At 70.6% G+C, this 21,252-nt stretch carries 16 protein-coding genes; 13 read left to right on the plus strand and 3 right to left on the minus strand.

Annotation, left to right across the window (positions count from 1 at the left end; translation table 11 throughout):
• The first annotated feature begins 23 nt into the window (after nt 1-23).
• The 3 genes from ACIA8X_RS15235 (at nt 24) to ACIA8X_RS15245 (ending at nt 2,409) form a co-directional block, all read left to right on the plus strand.
• Nucleotides 24-518, plus strand: a complete 495-nt coding sequence (locus ACIA8X_RS15235; RefSeq protein ID WP_393445677.1) for a GNAT family N-acetyltransferase — start codon at nt 24-26, stop codon at nt 516-518.
• 93 nt (nt 519-611) lie between these two features.
• The gene (locus ACIA8X_RS15240; protein WP_393445675.1) at nt 612-1,190 is read left to right on the plus strand and encodes a TetR/AcrR family transcriptional regulator; all 579 of its coding nucleotides are present in this window, start codon (nt 612-614) and stop codon (nt 1,188-1,190) included.
• 16 nt (nt 1,191-1,206) lie between these two features.
• Nucleotides 1,207-2,409 carry a GDSL-type esterase/lipase family protein gene (locus ACIA8X_RS15245; RefSeq protein ID WP_393445673.1) on the plus strand — a complete coding sequence of 401 codons (1,203 nt, stop codon included), beginning with the start codon at nt 1,207-1,209 and terminating at the stop codon, nt 2,407-2,409.
• Here the strand turns inward: ACIA8X_RS15245 and ACIA8X_RS15250 are convergent.
• Complete coding sequence (locus ACIA8X_RS15250; protein ID WP_393445671.1) at nt 2,406-3,749, minus strand: amidase; 1,344 nt, start codon at nt 3,747-3,749, stop codon at nt 2,406-2,408. The genes ACIA8X_RS15245 and ACIA8X_RS15250 overlap by 4 nt on opposite strands.
• A 248-nt stretch (nt 3,750-3,997) precedes the next feature.
• Here ACIA8X_RS15250 and ACIA8X_RS15255 point away from each other — a divergent pair, with 248 nt between their 5' ends.
• From ACIA8X_RS15255 to ACIA8X_RS15265, 3 genes are read left to right on the plus strand one after another with little or no spacing between them, the layout of a single operon-like run.
• A complete protein-coding gene (locus ACIA8X_RS15255) occupies nt 3,998-5,833 on the plus strand; it encodes a family 20 glycosylhydrolase (RefSeq protein ID WP_399458432.1) in 1,836 nt (611 codons plus the stop codon).
• A 51-nt stretch (nt 5,834-5,884) separates the two neighbouring features.
• On the plus strand, nt 5,885-7,429 hold the full coding sequence (locus tag ACIA8X_RS15260) for an alpha-L-fucosidase (RefSeq protein ID WP_399458433.1): 1,545 nt from the start codon (nt 5,885-5,887) through the stop codon (nt 7,427-7,429).
• Between the two features lie 44 nt (nt 7,430-7,473).
• On the plus strand, nt 7,474-8,580 hold the full coding sequence (locus tag ACIA8X_RS15265; protein WP_399458434.1) for a serine hydrolase domain-containing protein: 1,107 nt from the start codon (nt 7,474-7,476) through the stop codon (nt 8,578-8,580).
• A 30-nt stretch (nt 8,581-8,610) separates the two neighbouring features.
• Here ACIA8X_RS15265 and ACIA8X_RS15270 read toward each other — a convergent pair whose 3' ends face one another.
• Nucleotides 8,611-9,657, minus strand: a complete 1,047-nt coding sequence (locus ACIA8X_RS15270) for a LacI family DNA-binding transcriptional regulator (RefSeq protein ID WP_393445663.1) — start codon at nt 9,655-9,657, stop codon at nt 8,611-8,613.
• Between the two features lie 207 nt (nt 9,658-9,864).
• Between ACIA8X_RS15270 and ACIA8X_RS15275 the strand changes: the two genes are divergently transcribed.
• From ACIA8X_RS15275 to ACIA8X_RS15305, 7 genes are all read left to right on the plus strand, one after another.
• On the plus strand, nt 9,865-11,157 hold the full coding sequence (locus tag ACIA8X_RS15275; protein WP_399458435.1) for an ABC transporter substrate-binding protein: 1,293 nt from the start codon (nt 9,865-9,867) through the stop codon (nt 11,155-11,157).
• 2 nt (nt 11,158-11,159) lie between these two features.
• A complete protein-coding gene (locus ACIA8X_RS15280; protein ID WP_399458436.1) occupies nt 11,160-12,047 on the plus strand; it encodes a carbohydrate ABC transporter permease in 888 nt (295 codons plus the stop codon).
• The gene (locus ACIA8X_RS15285; RefSeq protein WP_399458437.1) at nt 12,044-12,895 is read left to right on the plus strand and encodes a carbohydrate ABC transporter permease; all 852 of its coding nucleotides are present in this window, start codon (nt 12,044-12,046) and stop codon (nt 12,893-12,895) included. Before ACIA8X_RS15280 ends, ACIA8X_RS15285 begins: the two co-directional genes overlap by 4 nt.
• A gap of 230 nt (nt 12,896-13,125) precedes the next feature.
• Complete coding sequence (locus ACIA8X_RS15290) at nt 13,126-14,382, plus strand: glycosyl hydrolase (protein WP_399458438.1); 1,257 nt, start codon at nt 13,126-13,128, stop codon at nt 14,380-14,382.
• On the plus strand, nt 14,379-16,385 hold the full coding sequence (locus ACIA8X_RS15295; RefSeq protein WP_399458439.1) for an endo-beta-N-acetylglucosaminidase: 2,007 nt from the start codon (nt 14,379-14,381) through the stop codon (nt 16,383-16,385). The genes ACIA8X_RS15290 and ACIA8X_RS15295 overlap by 4 nt, the downstream gene beginning before the upstream one ends.
• Before the next feature lie 26 nt (nt 16,386-16,411).
• A complete protein-coding gene (locus ACIA8X_RS15300; protein WP_399458440.1) occupies nt 16,412-19,426 on the plus strand; it encodes an alpha-mannosidase in 3,015 nt (1,004 codons plus the stop codon).
• Nucleotides 19,427-19,525: 99 nt separating this feature from the next.
• Nucleotides 19,526-20,341 (plus strand): N-acetylmuramoyl-L-alanine amidase, encoded by an 816-nt coding sequence (locus tag ACIA8X_RS15305; RefSeq protein ID WP_399458441.1) that lies wholly within the window; start codon nt 19,526-19,528, stop codon nt 20,339-20,341.
• Nucleotides 20,342-20,438: 97 nt separating this feature from the next.
• Here the strand turns inward: ACIA8X_RS15305 and ACIA8X_RS15310 are convergent, their stop codons facing one another.
• Nucleotides 20,439-21,167, minus strand: a complete 729-nt coding sequence (locus ACIA8X_RS15310) for a FadR/GntR family transcriptional regulator (protein ID WP_393445647.1) — start codon at nt 21,165-21,167, stop codon at nt 20,439-20,441.
• Between the last annotated feature and the right edge of the window lie 85 nt (nt 21,168-21,252).

Genomic DNA, 21,252 nt, shown 5'->3' on the forward strand with positions numbered 1-21,252 from the left:
ATGGGCGTGCGAGACTCACGCCCATGCTGATCAGAGAAGCCGCGGCCGACGACTGGCCGCGGATTTGGCCTTTCTGGCACCGGATCGTCGCCGCCGGCGAGACCTACGCCTGGGATCCGGACACCTCCGAGGAAGCCGCCCGGGATCTGTGGATGAACCCGGCCAAGCACGTCTTCGTCGTCGAGGACGAGAACGAGGGCGAGGCTCGGACGGTCGTCGCCTCCGCCTACGTCACCCCCAACTACGGCGGCCCCGCCGCCCGTATCGCCAACGCCGGCTTCATGGTGGACCCCGACCACGGCGGCCGTGGCATCGGCCGCGCCCTCGCCGAGTACCTGCTGGCCGCGGCGAAGGCCGACGGCTACCGCGGCATGGTCTTCAACGCCGTCGTCGAGACCAACCCGGCCGTGCGGCTGTGGACCTCCCTCGGCTTCACGATCCTCGGCACGGTCCCGGGCGCGTACGACCATCCCCGGTACGGGCCGGTGGGGCTGCACGTCATGTACCGGGAGCTTTAGCGGGAGTTTTGGCAGCCTGACACTGCACCATCGGCATTTGCCTAAAGGCTTTAGGTGAATGCATACTCGGTTATGGCAATCGAGGGGATGGTTATGGCGCGTGTGGGGCTGACCACGGAACGTCTGGTCCGGGCGGGTGCGGAGCTCGCCGACGAGATCGGCTTCGAGCAGGTGACGGCCTCGGAGCTCGCCCGGCGGTTCGACGTCAAGGTCGCGAGCCTGTACTCGCATGTGAAGAACTCCCAGGACCTCAAGACCCGGATCGCCCTGTTCGCGCTGGAGGAAATGGCCGACCGGGCCGCCGACGCCATCGCCGGGCGGGCCGGCAAGGACGCCCTGGTCGCCTTCGCGAACGTCTACCGCGACTACGAGCGCGAGCATCCCGGCCGCGCCGCCGCCGCGCGCATGCGGCTGGACCCCGAGACGGCGGTCGCCAGTGCGGGCGTACGGCACGCGCAGATGACGCGGGCGATCCTGCGCGGCTACGACCTGACGGAACCGGACGCCACCCACGCCGTACGGCTGCTGGGCAGCGTCTTCCACGGCTACGCCAGCCTGGAGTCGGCGGGCGGCTTCAGCCACAGTGCGCCCGACTCCGAGGAGACCTGGACCCGGATCCTGGACGCCCTCGACGCCCTGCTGCGCAACTGGCCCACCGCGCCCGCCCCCTGATCGAACGGCCGAGGACATGGACACCCCACACGACTGGATCACCACGCCCGTCACCGCCGACCTCCTGCGCGGCGCCCTCGACGTCGAGCGCACCGAGTACGGCATGCTGCCGCACCGGCTGCCCGCCAGGGCGCGCGCCCAGAACACCGACGGCCAGCTGGCCATGGCCGAGTCACAGCCCTCCGGCGTAAGGCTGGCCTTCCGTACCCGCGCCACCGCCGTCGAACTCGACACGCTGCCCACCAAACGGAGTTACGTGGGCGCCCCGCCCCGCCCGGACGGTGTATACGACCTGATCGTCGACGGCCGCCCCGCCGGGCAGGGGAGCGTGACCAGCGGCAACGTCGTGACCATCGACATGATGGCCGGCACCGCCGAGCACCGTCCCGGCCCGGCCGGCACCGTCCGCTTCGCCGGGCTGCCCGACGGCGACAAGGACGTCGAGATCTGGCTGCCGCACAACGAGACCACCGAACTGATCGCCCTGCGCACCGACCTCCCCGTCGAGCCCGCACGGGATCCGGGCCGCAGGGTGTGGCTGCACCACGGCAGTTCGATCAGCCACGGCTCCGACGCCGCGAGCCCCACAGGCATCTGGCCCGTGCTCGCCGCCCGCCTCGGCGGCGTGGAGCTGATCAACCTGGGCCTGGCGGGCAGCGCCCTGCTCGACCCGTTCACCGCCCGCGCCCTGCGCGACACGCCCGCCGACCTCATCAGCGTCAAGATCGGCATCAACGTGGTCAACGCCGACCTGATGCGGCTGCGCGCCTTCGGCCCCGCGGTCCACGGCTTCCTCGACACCATCAGGGAAGGGCACCCGACGACACCGCTGCTGGTCGTGTCGCCCATCCTGTGCCCGATCCACGAGGACACACCCGGACCCTGCGCCCCCGACTTCAGCGGCCTTCGCGGCGGACGACTGCGGTTCGTCGCCATGGGCGACCCGGCGGAACGCGCGAGCGGGAAGCTGACGTTGGGCGTCATCCGGGAGGAACTGTCCCGCATCGTGCGGCAGCGGGCCGTCGACGACCCGAACCTGCACTACCTCGACGGCCGAGACCTCTACGGCGAGACCGACTCCGCCGAACTGCCCCTGCCCGACGACCTCCACCCCGACGCAGCCACCCACCGCCGTATCGGCGAACGCTTCGCGCACCTGGCGTTCACCGCCGACGGTCCCTTCGCCGCGACGGCCTCACCACGTGGGACACGGCCTTAATCCAGCGGCGCCGTCCGCCGCCACGGACGCAGCGCTTCGATCCGCTCCGCCACTGCCAGCAGCTCCGCCTCCGAGCCGGGGCGCCCGACCAGTTGTACGGCGGTGGGGGCGCCGGACGGGAGCGTGCCGAACGGGATCGCCATCGCGGGCCAGCCGGTGAGGTTCCACGGCGGGGTCAGCGGCGAGTAGTTGGTGTTGGCCATCACGTTGCGCAGCCAGCCCCGCTCGTGCCAGGGCTCGGACTTGGGGGAGCGGCGGGCGAGGGCCGGGGTGAGAAGCACGTCGTACTCGGCGAAGAACGGCTCCAGCCGGCGGCGCAGCTCTTCCCGGCTCGCGCCTGCCCGCACCCGCTCGACGAAGCGCTTCCCGACCGCGGCGTGGACCCGGGTCCGGCGGGTGAGTTGCCGTGGGTCGAGGCCCTGGGCGTCCACCGACGTACCCGCCGTCCAGTGGGTCAGCGAGGTGACGCCCAGCGACATCGGATACGGCGGGTCAGCGCGTCGTACCTGGTGACCCGCCTTCATGAGCACTCCGGCGGCCTCGCGGGCGGCGGTCGCGTACGGCTTGCTGATGGTGACCCCGGCGAGCGGGCTGCGCAGGGACACGGCGATCCTGTGTGTGCCGGTCGGTTCCGGCACGGCGACCTCGGTGTCGGCGAGGACCGACAGCATCAGGCGGGCGTCCTCGACCGTGGTGGCCAGCGGGCCGTTCTCCGACATGCCGAACCAGTCGCCGTCGCTGATGCCGGCCGGGACCACACCGTGCCCCGGCTTGATGGTGACCAGGCCGCAGTTGGCCGCCGGGATGCGCAGGGAGCCCATGCCGTCGTTGCCGAGGGCGATCGGCACCATGCCCGCGGCGACCGCGGCCGCGCTGCCGCCGGACGAGCCGCCCGCCGTGCGCGAGGTGTCCCACGGGTTGCGGGCTGTGCCGTGCACCCCCTCCGTGGTGCCGAAGACACACAGTTCCGGCACGTTCGTCAGCCCCACGACCACAGCGCCGGCGGCCCGCAGCCGGGCCACGGTGATGTGGTCGTCGTCGGCCGGGGTGTCCGGCGTGGCCGTGGAGCCGACGCGGTTGGACTCGCCGCGCACCGCGAGGTTGTCCTTGATCGCCACCGGCACGCCGGCGAGCGGCAGTTCGGCCAGGTCGGCCCGTGCGCCCACCTGGTCGGCCTCGGCGAGCGCCGCCTCGGCCCGGACCACGCGGAAGGCACCGATGCGGCCGTCGAGCCGCTCGATACGGGCCAGGTGCTCGGCCACCACCTCCCGCGGCGTGGCCTGCTTCTCCCGTACGGCGGTGGCGATCTCGGCGGCGGTCCTGCCGACCCAGCTGGTCACGGGCGCTCCTCGGGCTTACTCGCGAGTATGTAGGAGCACTCTGCCGGGCGGCGGGCCCGGAGTCGAGAGGGCGCCCGGCTTGGATATTCGGGAAGGTCTTCTTGGACTTTTCACGCCGCCTCCCCTCGGTGCAGCCCTGCTGACCTGCACATCATCCGATCAATGAGCCAACTCCGCTCACTTCGCGTTCCATTGACAGCCCCTGGGGGTCGCCCAATCATCAGACATCCGATGAATGGGAGTGCCTCATGAGGAGACGCTTGAGATCGGCCGGTGTCCTGGCGGCACTGATGCTGCTCTTCACGGCGCCGGTGCCGGCGCTCGCGGACGACGAGCAGGCCGCGGCGCCGGTCACGGTGCCCGCCCTCGCCGACTGGACACCGGCATCCGGCCATTACACGTATGAGCGCTCCGCCCGCCTCGTGGCCGACAGCGCGACCGAACGTCGGGTGGCCGACACCCTCGCCGACGATCTCCGCGACGCGGGACACGGCAGGGTTGCGGTGGTGCGGGGCGGCGCGCGGCCCGGTGACATCGTTATCGACGTCCAGTCCTCGCAGGCCTCCCTCGGCACGGAGGGCTACGAACTCCGCGCCGACCAGCGGCTGTCGGTGACCGCGGCGACCGAGACCGGCGCCTTCTACGGCACCCGCACCGTCCTCCAGCTCCTCGCCCAGGGCGACCGGATCCCCGCCGGCCGCACGGTCGACGTACCGCGCTACAAGGAGCGGGGCGTCGGCGTCTGCGCCTGCTACATCAACATCTCCCTGCCCTGGCTGGAGAACCTGGTCCGCGAGATGGCGTACCACAAGCTCAACCAGCTCCTCCTCGAACTGAAGGTGAAGAGCGACGCCCATCCCGAGGCCAACACCTGGGGCTACTACACCAAGGACGAGATACGCCGGCTGGTCGCCCTCGGCAAGCGCTACCACGTCGAGATCATCCCCGAGATCAACTCCCCGGGCCATATGGACCCGTGGATCGAGAACCGCCCCGACCTGCAGCTCACCGACTCCGACGGCAACAAGCAGCCCTCGCGCCTCGACATCACCCGGCCGGAGGCCCTCGCCTACTACACGAGCCTCATCGACGAGTACGCCCAGGTCTTCACCGCCACGTCCTGGCACATGGGCGCCGACGAGTACATGCTCGGCTCCGACTTCGCCAAGTACCCGCAGATCCTCAAGTACGCCCAGGACCGGTACGGCCCCGAGGCCACACCCCAGGACGCCTTCATCGACTTCGTCAACCGCGTGCACGCCTACGCGGCGGGCAAGGGCAAGAAGCTGCGCATCTGGAACGACGGGCTCACCGGCGCCAACACCGTCCCCGTGACCGCCGGGACCACAGTCGAGCACTGGCTGAACGTGGCGACCAAACCGAGCCGACTCCGCGCTCAGGGATATCCGTTGATGAACGCCGCCTACGCCCTCTACCTGGTCCGCGGTGGCTTCCACAGCGACACCAAGGGGCTCTACGACCAGAGCTGGGACCCGCGCAGCTTCGAGGGCGAGAAGCTGGCCTCCTCCGACGGCATCACCGGCGCGAAGATCAGCCTCTGGCCCGACAACGGCCGGGGCGAGACCGAGAACGAGGTCGCCGTCGCCCTGTGGCCCGCACTCCGGCACATCGCCCAGGCCACCTGGGGTGATCCGCACCCCGACGGCACCTACGCCGAGTTCACCGCACGCGGCACGGCGGTCGGGCACGCGCCCGGGTGGCGTGACCTGACCCGGGTGCCGGTGTCGGACGGGTCGTACACCTTCCGGACGCGCGGTCAGTCCTTCGACGCCGAGGTCAGGCGCACGGCCGACGGTTACGTGACCGTACGGGCGGCGGACGGCTGCCTTGAGGTGCGCGGCGGAAAGCTCACACTCAACGTGCCTCTCCAGCCCGGAGTGGAGGCGGCACCGCAGACCTGCGACACCGCGAACACCCTCCAGCGCTGGCAGTTGGAGCCGACCGGGGGCGGCTACCGGCTCGTCAACGCCATCACCCGCATGACGGTGAGCGTGACGGACGACGGGCGGCTCGTGCAGTATCCACCGGACCTGCGCACGCCCGCCGTATGGCACCTGACCTGAGGATTTGCACTGAGGACTTGCCCTGAGGATTGGACCCGAGGAGTCGCCCCCATGGCCGTATCCAGACGCGTCTTCGTCGCGACAGCCGCCGCCCTCGCCGTGACGGGCGCCGCGAGACCCGCCCTCGCCGCACCCACCCCCGCCGCGGATGACCCGCACTACCGCATCCCCGTCAGCCCCGACGACACCCAGACCGACCTGGTCCGCAAGGCCTCCCAAGTCCGCCCCACCGCACGGCAGATCGCCTGGCAGCGACTGGAGCGGACCGCGTTCCTGCACTTCGGTGTGAACACCTTCACCGGTCTGGAGTGGGGCACCGGCGACGAGGACCCGGACGTGTTCCAGCCGACCGGCCTGGACACCGACCAGTGGGCCCGCGCCCTGCGCGACGGCGGCTTCAAGCTAGCCATCCTCACCGTCAAGCACCACGACGGCTTCGTGCTCCACCAGTCCCGCTACACCGACCACTCGGTGGCGTCGAGCAGTTGGCGCGACGGCCAGGGCGACGTCCTGCGGTCCTTCGCCGACTCCATGCGCCGGTACGGACTGAAGGTCGGCGTCTATGTCTCACCCGCCGACGAGAACCAATACCTCCACGGCGTCTACGCCAACGGCAGCGCCCGCACGGACCACACCATCCCGACCCTCGTCGAGGGCGACGACCGCACACCGTCACGGTCGTACACCCTCCCGGGCACCGACTACGGCGCCCATATGCTCAACCAGCTCTACGAGGTGCTCACCGAGTACGGGCCAATCGACGAGGTGTGGTTCGACGGAGCCCAGGGGCACATCCCGCCGGACAAGGTGGAGAAGTACGACTGGGACAGCTGGTACACGCTCGTCCGGTCGCTCGCGCCGGACGCGGTGGTCGCCGTGTCCGGGCCGGACGTGCGCTGGGTCGGCAACGAGGGCGGGCTGGCCCGGGAGGACGAGTGGAGCGTCGTACCGGTACAGGAGAAGGACTACGGCCGGACCGACTACGCCCTCTCCTACGACGCCGCCGACATGGGCAGCCGTGACGCCCTCGTCAAGGCCCAGCCGGTGGCCGACTTCCTCCAGTGGTGGCCGGCCGAGTGCGACGTCTCCATCCGGGACGGCTGGTTCTACCACGCCGACCAACAGCCCAAGAGCGTCGAGCAGTTGACGGACATCTACTTCCGGTCCGTGGGCCGCAACTCGGTGCTGCTGCTCAACATCCCGCCGGACACGGACGGCCTGCTGCCCGCCGCCGACGTGGCGCGGCTGCGGGAGTTCCGCGAGCGCGTGGACCGTGAGCTTCCCGAGGATCTGGCGCGCGACGCGCGGCGGACCAGCTCGCCCGGCCGGATAACCGTCGACCTCGGCCGGGAGAGGGAGGTGGACCGGATCCGGCTGGCCGAGGACATCCGGCTCGGCCAGCAGGTGGAGAGCTTCGTCGTCGAAGTGCAGCGCGACGGTGCCTGGACGGAGGTGACCCGGGCCGGGGTGATCGGCGCGAGCCGGATCCTGCTGCTGGCGGCTCCGGTGCGGGCCCGGCGGTGGCGGGTCCGGGTGACCGGTTCACGGGCGGCGACGCGGCTCGTGGAGTTCGGGCTGTACCGGTCACGGGTCTGAAATTCGGTTGACCGGGGCGGGGCCGCGCGGGCTGGATGGGGCACATGGCCGACATCCAGGGCTCGTACGACAACTTGTTCATCGCCGTCCCGAACGCGCTCGCCGCCATGGTGGACGCGGGGGACGCGGGCGGCTCCGTCGCGGTCTTCGTGGACGGCGAGCCGGTCGTGGACGTCTGGGGCGGGTACGCCGACGCGGGCCGCACCGTCCCGTGGGAGCGCGACACGATCGTCAACGTCTGGTCGGTGACCAAGACGATGACGGCGCTGTGCGCCCTCGTCCTCGCCGACCGGGGCGAACTCGATCTCTCGGCGCCGGTCTCCCGCTACTGGCCGAAGTTCGGCGCGGCGGGCAAGGAGAAGGTGCTGGTACGGCATCTCCTCGCGCACACGGCCGGCCTGCCCGACTGGGACGGGTCGGTCGAGGACCTCTACGACTGGCCCGCCGTCACGGCACGGCTCGCGGCGCGGGCGCCCCGCTGGGAGCCGGGCACCGCGGCCGGATACCACTCGATGACCCAGGGATTCCTGGTCGGCGAGGTCGTGCGGCGCATCACCGGCCGCAGCGTGGGCGAGTTCCTCGCCGAGGAGGTGGCCGGTCCGCTGGGCGCCGACTTCCACATCGGGCTGGCCGCCGAACACGACCACCGCGTCGCGCGCACGATCCCGCCGACGGGACAGGGCGAGGACTACGCGGCGAGCGCACCCGGCAACCCCGAGGGCTCCGAGGCGGGGAACGGCGTGCGCGTCCGGGACGGCAACGGCCTGGCCTGGCGCCGCGCCCAGATCCCCGCGGCCAGCGGCTACGGCAACGCCCGCTCGGTGGCCCTCGTCCAGTCCCTGCTCGCCTGCGGGGGAGAGGTACGCGGGGTACGGCTGCTCTCCCGGGCTGGGTGCGACCGTGCCTGGGAGGAGCAGTTCACCGGCGACGACCGGGTCCTGGGCATGCCGATGAGCTGGGGCCTGGGGTACGGACGGTTCGGCACCACGTACGGCTGGGGCGGCTGGGGTGGATCCCTGGTGATGATCGAGCCCGACAGCCGGATGGTCGTGGCGTATGTGACGAACCAGATGCGTGAGCCCGCGGAGGACACCCGGGGCATGGAGATCGTGACGGCGGCCTACGAGGGGCTTCAGGGGCTGCGCGCCTAGCATCCGTTCGACGGGGGTGGCTCGGGGCCGTCACGCGCCCCGCGCCACCCCCGTACTGCCCCGCTCGACCAACCGCGGCACCGGCACCCGCACCGCCCGCGCCGCCCCACCGTCCAGCAGCGCGGTCAGCTCCCGCGCCGCCGTGCGCCCGAACTCCACGCTGTCCCGGGACAGCGCCGACAGCCACGGCTTGACCATGCGGCACAGCGCCGAGTCCTCCCAGGACACCACCGACACGTCCGCCGGTACCGAGAAGCCGAGTTCGGCCGCGGCGGCGGCACCGGCGACGGCCATCACGTCGTTGTCGTAGATCAGTGCCGTCGGGGGAGTGGGGCCCTGAAGGACCCGGCGGGTGACCGCCGCGCCCTCGGCGTCGGAGTAGTCGGTCGTCGCCGACGTCACCTCGGACAGGCCGCGGCGCCCCGCCTCGGCGCGCAGCGTGCGGATACGGCGCTCGGTGTGGGCGAGTCCCGGCAGACCGGCGATGTGCACGATCCGGCGATGGCCGAGGGCGTACAGGCCGTCCACGACCGAGGCCATCGCGCCCGCGTCGTCGGCCCAGACGGTCGACAGGCCGGGGTGGCGGTCGTCGGGCGCGCCGCCGATCACCACGGCGGGCAGGCCGAGTTCGTCGAGGAGGTCGGGGCGGGGATCGTCGGTGCGCGGGTCGACGACCAGGACGCCGTCCACGCGGTGCTCGGCCCACCAGCGCCGGTACACCGCGCACTCGTCGGCGATGTCCTCCACCACCTGGAACAGCAGCCCGAGATGGCGCTCGGCCAGCACCTGCTGGATGCCCGAGACGAGTTGCAGGAAGAAGGAGTCCACCCCGAGGGTGTCAGCGGGGCGCGCCAGCACGAAGCCGACCGTCGCCGCACCCTCCCCGGACAGGGCCCGCGCCGCCGTGCTGGGCCGCCAGCCCAGCTCCTCGGCGACCCGCCGCACCCGGTCGCGGGTGTCCTCCGAGACGCCGGGCCGGCCGTTGAGGGCGAAGGAGACCGCGCTCTGGGAGACCCCGGCGTGCCGCGCTATGTCCTTCATCGTCGGCCGTCGGGCCGGTGACCGCTTGCCTGACATGGTGATTCCCCATTCCGGCGACACATTCCGGAGCAGTATGCACTAATGCGGTTCAGGGCTGAACACCTAATGCGGTTCAGCTTGGTGATCCTAATGCGTATTAGTCACTAAAGAAATTAGCTGCGCGAGAGGCATTGACGGGCTGCCGGATCGGCGTGCAGGGTCTGCCTCGTTCGCCAACTCGTCCGCAAAGGAGGCCGGTTCGCCGTGCCTGTTTCCCGTAGAGCCCTCGCTGCCGCATTCGCCGTCTGTGTCGTCCTGCCGCTCAGCGCCTGCGGCTCGGGAGGCGGCGACGGCGGCTCGGCCGACGCCTCCGGCAAGGTCGAGGGGGACATCACCTTCCAGACCTGGAACCTGCGCGCCAACTTCAAGGACTACTTCGAGGGCCTGATCGCCGACTTCGAGAAGAAGTACCCCGGCACCGACGTGAAGTGGATCGACCAGCCCGCCGAGGGCTACGCCGACAAGATCAGCGCCGACGCGGCCGGCGGCACGCTCCCGGACGTCGTCAACGTCTCGCCCGACCTGGTCGCCCCGCTCGCCAAGGCGGGCCTCGCCCTCGACCTTGACAAGGCCGCCGGCCAGTACAAGAAGGAGTATCTGGAAGGGGCCTGGGCCAGCCATCGGATACCGGGCATGACGGGCACGTACGCCTTCCCCTGGTACCTCAACACCGGCCCGCTCTTCTACAACAAGTCCCTCTTCAAGGAGGCGGGACTCGACCCCGAGCAGCCGCCGAAGACGTACGACGAAGTCTTCGACGCCGCGCTCAAGGTGGCGGAGAAGACCGACGGCAAGGTCGCCACCCTCGCCAATGTCCCCACCATCGAGGACTTCGGCCGCTACGGCGTCGAGCTGATGAACAAGAAGGGCACCGCCTTCACCTTCAACGACGCGAAGGGTGTCGAACTCCTCACCAAATACAAGGAGTTGTACGACGCGAAGGCACTCGATCCGCAAGCACTGACCGCGACCCCCGAGTCGTCCGGCAAGAAGTTCCTCACCGGTGCTGTCGCCATGAACCCCGGCAGCGCGCTGGACCTCGGCAATTTCAAGAAGCAGGCGCCGAACCTGTACAAGAACATCGGGATCACCGACCAGATCACCAGTACCGGCCACGTCAACATGTACGTGATGGGCGTGATGGTCAACGCGCAGACCAAGCGCACGCCCGCCGCGGTCGCCTTCGCCCACTTCGTCACCGACGCCGAGCGCCAGATGTCGTTCGCCAAGCAGGTCGCCATCTTCCCCAGCACCGCCGGATCGCTGGACGACCCCTACTTCACGAAGGAGGACGGCACCGACGAGACGCGGGTGCGGGTCGCCGCCGCCAAGTCGCTGAAGAACGCCGTCAACTACACGCCCGTGCTGTTCAGCGAGCAGATGAAGACCGCCCTGCGCAACGAGGTCGCCAAGGCGCTCCAGGGCAAGGAGAGTCCGAAGCAAGCTCTTGACAACGCTATCGAGGCCTGTAACACGCTGCTTCAGCAGCAGGGTTAGTCATGTCCACCATGACCCGGGTGCGGCGCCAGCTGCCGGTGAGTCCCTGGCTGTTCGCCGCACCCGGCCTGCTGATCACCGGCGCCTTCATCCTGTACCCGTTCGTCTCCACGCTGGTCAACGCCTTCACCGACCGCCGCACCCTGATCCCGGGCGAGTTCGTGGGCCTGGCGAACTTCCGTGAGCTCCTGAACGACGACATGTTCTGGATCGGGCTGCGCAACAGCACGCTGTACGTCGTCGGAGTGGTGCCCGCGCTGGTGGTCCTGCCGCTCCTGCTCGCGCTCCTGGTGCAGAAGAACATCCCCGGCATCACCTTCTTCCGGTCCGCCTTCTACACCCCGGTCGTCGCCTCGATCGTGGTCGTCGGACTGATCTGGGTGTGGCTGCTCGACGAACGCGGACTGGTCAACTCGCTGCTGGAGAGCATCGGGGTCGGCCGGATCGGCTTCCTCAGCGATCAGTGGCTGCTCCTGCTGAGCGCCATGGCCGTGACGGTCTGGAAGGGCCTCGGCTACTACATGATCATTTATCTGGCCGCGCTGGCGAATGTGCCGCGTGAGCTGCACGAGGCCGCAGCCGTGGACGGTGCGGGCGCCATCCGCCGCTTCCTCACGGTCACGGTGCCCGCTGTCCGGTCGACCATGGTGCTGGTCGGAGCTCTTTCGTCGGTGGCCGCCTTCAAGGTCTTCTCGGAGGTCTATCTGATGGCGGGCCCGACCGGTGGCCCCGCGGGTGAGGACACCACCCTCGTGATGCTCGTCCAGCGCACCGGCACGGGCCTCACCGGCCGCGTGGGGTACGCCTCCGCGATCTCGGTCGTCGTCTTCGTCGTCACCGTCGCGCTGATGCTGCTCGTGCTGCGGGCGGATCGGAGGGACGAGGCGTGAGCATCACCGACGAGCACGGCCGCCGCGTCCGGCTCTGGGAACTCGCCCTGCGCTACCTGCTCCTGCTCGGCGTCCTCGCCCTCACCGTCGGCCCGTTCCTCTGGCAGCTGTCGACCTCCCTCAAGGGCCCCACCGAGGACATCTTCAGCTCCCCGCCGAAGTTCCTGCCGGGCGAGCCCACGCTGCACAACTACGAGCGGGTCGCCGACACCATCCCCGTCTGGGACTACGCCTTCAACTCGCTCAAGGTCGCCACCGCCAACGTCGTGACCAACTGCGTCGGTGCGGCACTCGCGGGTTACGCCCTCGCCCGGCTGCGCTACCGGGGCCGCCGCGCGGCCACCCTCGCTTTCATCCTGGCGATGCTCGTGCCCGTGGAGGGCATCATCATCGCCCAGTTCACGACCATGCGGGAGCTCGGCCTCAACAACACCCTCGTCGGTGTCGTGCTGCCCGGCTGCGTCAGCGCCCTGAACGTCCTGCTGATGCGCAACGCCTTCCTCAACCTGCCCTACGAGATCGAGGAGGCGGCCTACGTCGACGGCGCCAACGTCTGGCAGCGGTTCCTGCGCATCGCAGTGCCCTCCGTGAAGGGGACCCTCGCCGTCGTCGCGATCTTCGCCTTCATGGGCGCCTGGGACGACTTCCTGTGGCCGCTCATCGTGCTGAGCGATCCGTCCAAGTTCACGCTGACCATCGGCCTCAACTATCTGCACGGCACCTTCGCCAACGACGAACGCCTCGTCGCCGCCGGCACGATCATCGCGGTGGCGCCGCTGATCGCCCTCTTCGCCTGTCTCCAGCGGTACTTCTTCCGGGGCGTCGGCGAGGGCGCGGTGAAGGGCTGAGAGCCTGTGTCATCTCCCCGGCCGGATCAGCGCGCGGCGTCATGGGGGTCCCCCCGCGCGAGGTTGTTCGAGCGTGGGGGCGCGTGCGATCGCAAGGCGCCGGAGCGCCCTCGTGGCGGAGCCACGTGGGCGGTTCGGCAACGCGGCGAGCGTGCGTGCCAGGCGTCGCGCGCCCGGCCGGGGAGATGACACAGGCTCTGAACCTCCCCCACTGAAGTCAAGGACACCGCATGCCTTCTGCCGTGCGCTTCGGCGTCAACTACACGCCCAGCGAAGGGTGGTTCCACCACTGGCTCGACTTCGACCTCGACTCCGTACGCGCCGACCTCGACTCCATCGCGGCGCTGGGCCTCGACCACGTCCGGGTCTTCCCGCTGTGGCCGTACTTCCAGCCCAACCGCTCACTCATCCGACCCAGGGCCGTCGAGCAGTTGGTCCAGCTCGTGGACGCCGCCGCCGAACGCGGCCTCGACGTCAACGTGGACGCTCTGCAAGGGCACTTGAGCAGCTTCGACTTCCTCCCGGCCTGGACCCGGACCTGGCACCGCCGCAACCTCTTCACCGACCCCGACGTCCTCGACGGCCAGGCCGCCTACCTGCGCACTCTCGCCGCCGCCCTCGACGACCGGCCGAACTTCCTCGGCATGACCCTCGGCAACGAGGTCAACCAGTTCTCGGCCGGCCCGCATCCCGACCCCGACCGCGCGACCGAGGACGAGATCGACCGCTGGCTGACGCGCATGCTCGCCGCCTGCGAGGAGGGCGCTCCCGGGAAGCTGCACCTGCACGCCGAGTACGACGCCACCTGGTACCAGGACGACCAGCCGTTCACGCCGGCCCAGGCGGCGCGCCTCGGCACGGTCACGGCCGTGCACTCCTGGGTCTTCAACGGCACCGCTCAGCGCCACGGCCGTACCTCCGTCCCGGCCGAGCACCACGCCGCGTACCTCGTCGAGCTGAGCAAGGCCTGGGCCGACGACCCACACCGCCCCGTCTGGCTCCAGGAGGTCGGCGCACCCGCGCCCCTGGTCCCGCCCGAGCATGCCGCCGCCTTCACCGAGGCGACCGTCGCGAACGCCCTGGACTGCCCCGACCTGTGGGGCATCACCTGGTGGTGCTCCCACGACGTCTCGCGCGACCTGGCCGACTTCCCCGAACTCGAATACGGGCTCGGCCTGTTGACCAACGACCGGAAGCCGAAAGACACCGCTCGGGTGCTCGCCCGCGCGGCGAGCGGGCCCACGCCCGTGCCCGCGCCCCGGACCACCGCCCTCGTCGTCCCGGCCGACCCGGGCGTCCGCTCCGTCTGCGCGCCGGGCGGTCCCGTCTACGACGCCTTCTTCCGGCTGGTCGCCGACGGCGCCCGCCCCACCACCGTTCTCGACACGCGCGCCGCGGACGCCGATCACCTCGCCGCCCGTGGCATCACCGAAGTCGTCACGTCCGACCAGGTACTCCCCACCCCACAAGGAGGCACCCGCACGTGAACCCCACCAGACGTACCGTCCTGCTCGCAGGGGCCGGCGCCGCTGCCGCCCTGCTGCCCTCGCCGCCCGCTGCGGCGGCCCCGAAGGCTGCGGCGGCCCTCCAGCCGTACGCCTCCTACTGGTACCCGGACTCCCTGCCCTCCGGCACCCCGGGCACCGGCATCACCTGGCGCAGCCTGAAGCCCTGGCGCCCGGCCGACGACCCGGACCTCGCCTTCAACGCCGCGACCGTCCCGCTCGCCCCGCGCTTCACCCCGACCCCGGCGAACCCGACCGCCCGCGCCGGCCAGGCCCGCATCCAGTCCCTGGTGTCCTTCGGGCCCACCGCCTCCAACCCCTCCCAGGGCTCGGCCACCGCCGACTACTACGCCCTCGCCCACTGGGCGTACATCGACGAGCTGGTGTTCTGGGGCGGCTCCTCCGGCGAGGGACTGATCCTGGCGCCGAACGCACCGATCGTGGACGCCGCCCACCGCCACGGAGTGCCCGTCCTCGGCAACATCTTCCTGCCGCCCGTCGCCTATGGCGGGCAGTTGCAGTGGACCCGTGACCTGGTGCAGAAGGACGCGGCCGGGCGGTATCCCCTGGCTGCGCAGCTCGTCGCGGTCGCGGAGGCGTACGGCTTCGACGGGTGGTTCGTGAACGCCGAGACGAGTGGCGGGAACGCCGCGCTGGGCGCGGACATGCTCGGCTTCATGCGTGAGTTGAAGACGCTCGCCAAGGCCAAGGGGCAGCGGGTCACCTGGTACGACTCGATGACCGTGAACGGGTCCGTGAGCTGGCAGGGAGCGCTCAACTCCCAGAACGAGGCGTTCTTCCAGGCCGCCGACGACATGTTCGTCGACTTCCGGTGGACGGCTGCGAAGCTCACGTCGTCCGGGCAGCGGGCCGCTCAACTGGGGCGTGATCGCTACGAGTTGTGGGCGGGGGTCGATGTCGAGGCGAACGGCTGGAACTCGTCCGTGAACTGGGACGCGATCGTGCCGCGAGACAAGGCGCACGTCGTGTCGGTCGGTTTCTATCGGCCCGAGTGGACGCGGAATCACCTTCCGGCCGACGGGCGGGGGCCGGGGGAGTTCCACGCCGCCGACGACCGGTTCTGGACCGGGCGGTCGCTGGATCCGTCGCGGCCGGACGGTGCGGACGCCTGGCGGGCGCCAGCTGTGTCGGTGGCCGACCGGTCGACGGTCATGGCGGTCCCCTTCGCGAGCGTGTTCAACACCGGGCACGGGCTGCGGTGGTACGAGGACGGGAAGGTGACGTCGGATAAGCCGTGGAATCATCTGGGTCTCCAGGACAGGCTGCCGTCCCGGCGCTGGGTCGTGCACACCGACGGACAACGCCCCGCCGTGACGTTCGACTTCGCGGACGCGTGGCGCGGCGGGAGCAGTGTGCTCGTCGACGGTGAACTGGACGAGCCGGCGATCGTGGACGCGTACGCGACGCGCCTGCCGATCACCGCCGACACGGTTGTCGAGCTGACGCATCGGACCGACGCGGGCAGCGTGCGGGTCGAGTTGGCGGTGGCCACGGCCGACCCGAGCACTCCGGGGGCGACACCGCCGTACACGTACTTCCCCGTGAACTCGGGCAGCACGTGGCAGACCTCGACCGTACGACTCACAGGCCTGACCGGCACCGCGCACGCGATCGGCGTCCGGCTCACCGCGACGGGCGGGGCCGTGAAGTGGCGGCTGGGCGGGATCGCGGTCCGGGAGGCCGTCGCCACGCCGGCGGCGCCGACCGGATTCCGGATCACCGCGGCGTCCGGCGGAGACCTGCGCCTCGCCTGGAACCGCGGCCCCGGCGACGTACGCCACCACACCCTGTACCGCGTCCTGCCCGACGGCACCCGGCGCTTCCTCGGCGGCACCTGCCAGCCGGCCTACTTCGCCGCTGGGCTGCAACCCGAACAGGGAGAGCAGGCCACACGGTTGGAACTGCGTGCCGTAGGGGAGCTCTACACCTCGTCGGCTCCCGTGACCGTGACGCACACCTGGTAACCACCCTCACCCTTGGAGCACCCCGCATGCATGACGACCGCAGCCTGGTCGAAGCCCGCCTCAAGCGCGTCCTCGACGAGCGCATCCGACCCGCCGTGTACCCCGAGTCCGTGCCGCTGGACGTCGCGGTGTGGCATGCGCCGGGCGAGCCGGTGCCGGTCGCCGAGGGACTCGCGGCCGAACCCGAGCCGATCGAGGTGGGCGCCCGCTGGGGTGCTCCGTGGGGCACCAGCTGGTTCCGGGTCACCGGGACCGTGCCCGAGGCGTGGGCCGGGAAGACGGTCGAGGCGCTGCTCGACCTCGGGTTCGACGAGAACATGCCCGGCTTCCAGTGCGAGGGCCTCGTCTACCGGCCCGACGGCACCCCGGTGAAGGGCCTCAACCCGCGCAACCAGTGGGTGCGCGTCGGCGCACCGGTCGAGGGCGGCGAGGAGGTGCGGCTGCACATCGAGGCCGCCTCCAATCCGGTCATCCTCGACTACCACCCCTTCCTGCCCACGCAGTTGGGTGACAAGGAGACCGCAGGCAGCGCACCCCAGTACACGCTCACCCGCATGGACCTGGCCGTCCTCGACGAGACGGTGTGGCAGCTGGTGCTCGACCTGGAGGTGCTCGGCGAGCTGATGGCCGAGCTGCCGGTGGAGTCGGCGCGGCGCTGGGAGATCCTGCGGGCGGTGGAGAAGGCGCTGGACGCGATCGACCTTCAGGACGTGAACGGAACGGCAGCGCAGGCGCGGGTACGGCTGGAGACGGTGCTGTCCGAGCCCGCCGTCCCGTCCGCCCACCGCATCAGCGCCGTCGGGCACGCCCACATCGACTCGGCGTGGCTGTGGCCGCTGCGCGAGACGGTGCGCAAGGTGGCCCGTACGACGTCCAACATGACGGCGCTGATCGAGGACGAGCCCGAGTTCGTGTTCGCCATGTCGCAGGCCCAGCAGTGGGCGTGGGTGAAGGAGCACCGGCCCGAGGTGTGGGCGCGGGTGAAGAAGGCGGTGGCCGAGGGGCGGTTCGTGCCGGCTGGCGGTATGTGGGTGGAGTCGGACACCAATATGCCGGGCTCGGAGGCGATGGCCCGGCAGTTCGTGCACGGCAAGCGGTTCTTCCTCGACGAGTTCGGCATCGAGAACGACGAGGCATGGCTGCCGGACACCTTCGGCTTCGCCGCCGGACTTCCTCAGATCATCAAGGCGGCGGGCTCCAAGTGGCTGCTGACCCAGAAGATCTCCTGGTCCCAGACCAACAGGTTCCCGCACCACACCTTCCATTGGGAGGGCATCGACGGCACCCGGATCTTCACCCATTTCCCGCCCGTCGACACCTACAACTGCTCGATGAAGGGCAGCGAGATCGCCCACGCGGCCCGCAACTTCAAGGACAAGGGAGTGGCCCGGCACTCGCTCGCTCCCACCGGCTGGGGTGACGGAGGCGGCGGCACCACCCGCGAGATGATCGGCAAGGCGGCCCGGCTGCGGGACCTCGAAGGCTCTGCCACCGTCGTCTGGGAGACCCCGGAGGAGTTCTTCAGGAAGGCCGAGGCCGAGTACCCCGACCCGCCCGTCTGGGTCGGCGAGCTCTACCTCGAACTCCACCGCGCCACCCTCACCAGCCAGGCCAAGACCAAGCAGGGCAACCGCCGCAGCGAACACCTCCTGCGCGAGGCCGAACTGTGGGCCGCGACGGCCGCCGTACGCGCCGGATTCCCTTACCCGTACGAGGAGTTGGACCGCATCTGGAAGACGGTGCTGCTGCACCAGTTCCACGACATCCTGCCCGGCTCGTCCATCGCCTGGGTGCACCGGGAGGCACGCGCCACGTATGAGCGCCTCGCGGGGGAGCTGACCGCGATCATCGAATCGGCCCAGCGTGCCCTGGCGGGCGAAGGCGGGACCGAGCTCGTCTTCAACTCCGCGCCGCACGCGCGCGAGGGGGTACCGGCGGGCGGTGCGCGCACCCCGGTGACCGACGGGCGGACGGCACGCACGGAACGCCGGGACGGTGGCTTCGTCCTCGACAACGGCCTTCTGCGCATCGAGATCGACGCCCAGGGCCTGGTCGTATCGGCGTACGACATCGAGGCCGACCGCGAGACGATCGCTCCGGACCGGTCCGCGAACCTCCTCCAGCTCCACCCCGACTTCCCGAACATGTGGGACGCCTGGGACGTCGACGAGTTCTACCGCCACACGGTCACCGACCTGACCGACGTGGACGAGATCGTCCCCGGTGACGACGGGGCCTCGGTGCGGATCGTCCGGTCCTTCGGCGCCTCGCGTGTCACCCAGCACCTCTCGCTCGCGCCGGGGGAGCGGCGGCTGCTCATCGACACCGAGGTCGACTGGCACGAGACGGAGAAGTTCCTCAAGCTGGCCTTCCCGCTCGACGTGCACGCGGAGCGGTACGCCTCGGAGACCCAGTTCGGGCACTTCCACCGCCCCACGCACACCAACACCAGCTGGGAAGCGGCCAAGTTCGAGGCCTGCAACCACCGTTTCGTCCACCTGGAGGAGCCGGGCTGGGGTGTCTCCGTCGTCAACGACTCGACGTACGGCCACGACGTGACCCGCACGGTGCGCACCGACGGCGACCGCGGCACGACCACCACGGTGCGCGTCTCCCTCCTGCGCGCCCCACGCTTCCCCGACCCCGAGACCGACCAGGGCGTCCACCGCTTCCGGCACGCCCTCGTGCCGGGCGCGGGCATCGGGGACGCGGTGCGCGAGGGCTGGCGGATCAATCTGCCGGAGCGGCGGATCACCGGTGCCCGGGAGGTGGCCCCGCTGGTGACGGTGGACCGGGACGCGGTCGTGATCACGGCCGTCAAGCTGGCCGACGACGGCAGCGGGGACGTGGTGGTGCGCCTGCACGAGGCCCACGGCGGCCGGGCGCGGGCCACGCTGACGGCGGGCTTCGAGGTCGTGGACGTCACGGCGACCGACCTGCTGGAGCGCCCGCTGCCCGAGACGCCGTCGTACGACGGACGTCAAGTCGCCCTGCGTCTGCGGCCGTTCGAGCTCGTGACGGTGCGGCTGAGGCGGGCCTAGGGCCACGTGCGGAGTGCTGCGGCGCGTCGTCGTGAATCGGACAGCAACTGGACTCACAATCAAGGCGATTGGCGTTCAGCAAGCGTCCTGGAGGCAGACTTGAAGCTTGTCACGCGCGCCCAGCTCGGCTGGCCCGCTTCCGCCGCACCCACGCAGACGTCGACCAAGGGCGTGAAAGTCCACTACGAAGGCACGACGGTCAGCGCCAAACTCCTCGACGACCACGACCTCTGCATCGCCGAGTGGAAGTCGATCAGGAAGTCACACCTGGCGAACGAGAAGGAGAACTACTCGGACATCGCCTACAACTACGGCACCTGTCCGCACGGTTACCTCCTGGAGGGCCGCGGCCTCGGCAAGCGCACCGGGGCCAACGGCAACCAGGCCCTCAACCGCGGCCACTACGCGATCGTCGGCCTGGTCGGCGACAAGGGGCTGACCGAGCCGACGGACGCGATGCTCGGCGCGATCCGCGACGGCATCGAGTTGCTGCGCCGGCACGGTGCCGGCGACGAGATCAAGGGGCACCGGGACGGCCTCGCCACGGCCTGCCCGGGCGACCACCTGTACGCGTGGGTGAAGAAGGGCGCCCCGCGGCCCGGTGGTTCGACGACCGTTCCCGGGCCGCGCCCGGTGATCGACGTGTCCAAGGTGATCGCCGCAGCCGCGCACGACCCTGCCAAGGCGGGCACGCCTGTGTCGTACGCCGGAGTGAAGACCGTGGAGAAGGCGCTCGTCGCGGAGGGCCTGCTCGAATCGAAGTTCGCGGACGGCCATTTCGGCACGACGACGGTCGAGGCGTACGCCGCCTGGCAGCGGCGCTGCGGTTTCTCGGGTGACGACGCCAACGGCATTCCCGGCCAGACGTCCCTGGAGAAGCTCGGACGAGAGTACGGCTTCGACGTGAAGCCGTAGAAGACGGGAGCGCGGCTTCGACGTGAGGCCGTAGAAGACGGGAGCGCGGCTTCGATGTGAAGCCGTGGAAGAACGACGTTGTACGCCTGGGCGGCGCTCAGCCGCCCAGCTGCGTCCGCAGCCACTCCTCCACCTCGCCCACATGCGCGGCTGCCGCGGCCCGGGCCGCCTCCGGATCGTGGGCGACCAGGGCGCGATGGATCGCGGCGTGCTCGCGGCGGGTGCGGGTGAAGGCGCCCTCCTCCTGGTAGCCGCGCCAGACGCGAGCGCGGAAGGTGCGGGAGGACAGGCCCTCCAGGATGGCGGCCATGGTGTCGTTGCCCGCGGCTGCCGCGATCTCGCGGTGGAAGGCGAGGTCGTGGGCGAGGATCTCCTCGGGGTCGTCCGTGGCGTTCATCGCCGTGAGGTGCTTCTCGACCTCGGCGAGCTGGTCCGGAGTGATCCGCGCCGCCGCCAGCGCGGTCGCCGTCGACTCCAGGATGCGGCGCACCTCCAGCAGCTCCACCAGGCGCGGGCCCCGGGAGAGGTCGGCGACCACGCCGAACGTCTCCAGCAGATCGCCGGCCTCCAGCTGGGTGACGTAGATGCCCGAACCGTGCCGGGCCTCCAGCACCCCCAGCACCGTCAGCGCGCGGATCGCCTCGCGCATCGAGCTGCGGGAGATGCCCAGCCGGGCCGCCAGATCACGCTCGGTCGGCAGGCGCTGGCCGGGCTCAAGACGCCCTTCCGCGATCATCGCCTTGACCGCCTCGATGGCGCGCTGCGTCACGGTGCCCTTCTGCGGGGCCGTCTCGGCGGTGCCCTTGTGCGGGGCTGTCTCGTCCACGCCGTTCCTCCCGTCGCCCGAGGTGCCTGCGGGCACCCGGTGACCGGCAGTGTAATCACCAAGGTGGTCCGACCACTACGGCTGG

Source organism: Streptomyces sp. NPDC051738 (assembly GCF_044453205.1).
Lineage (GTDB): Bacteria > Actinomycetota > Actinomycetes > Streptomycetales > Streptomycetaceae > Streptomyces.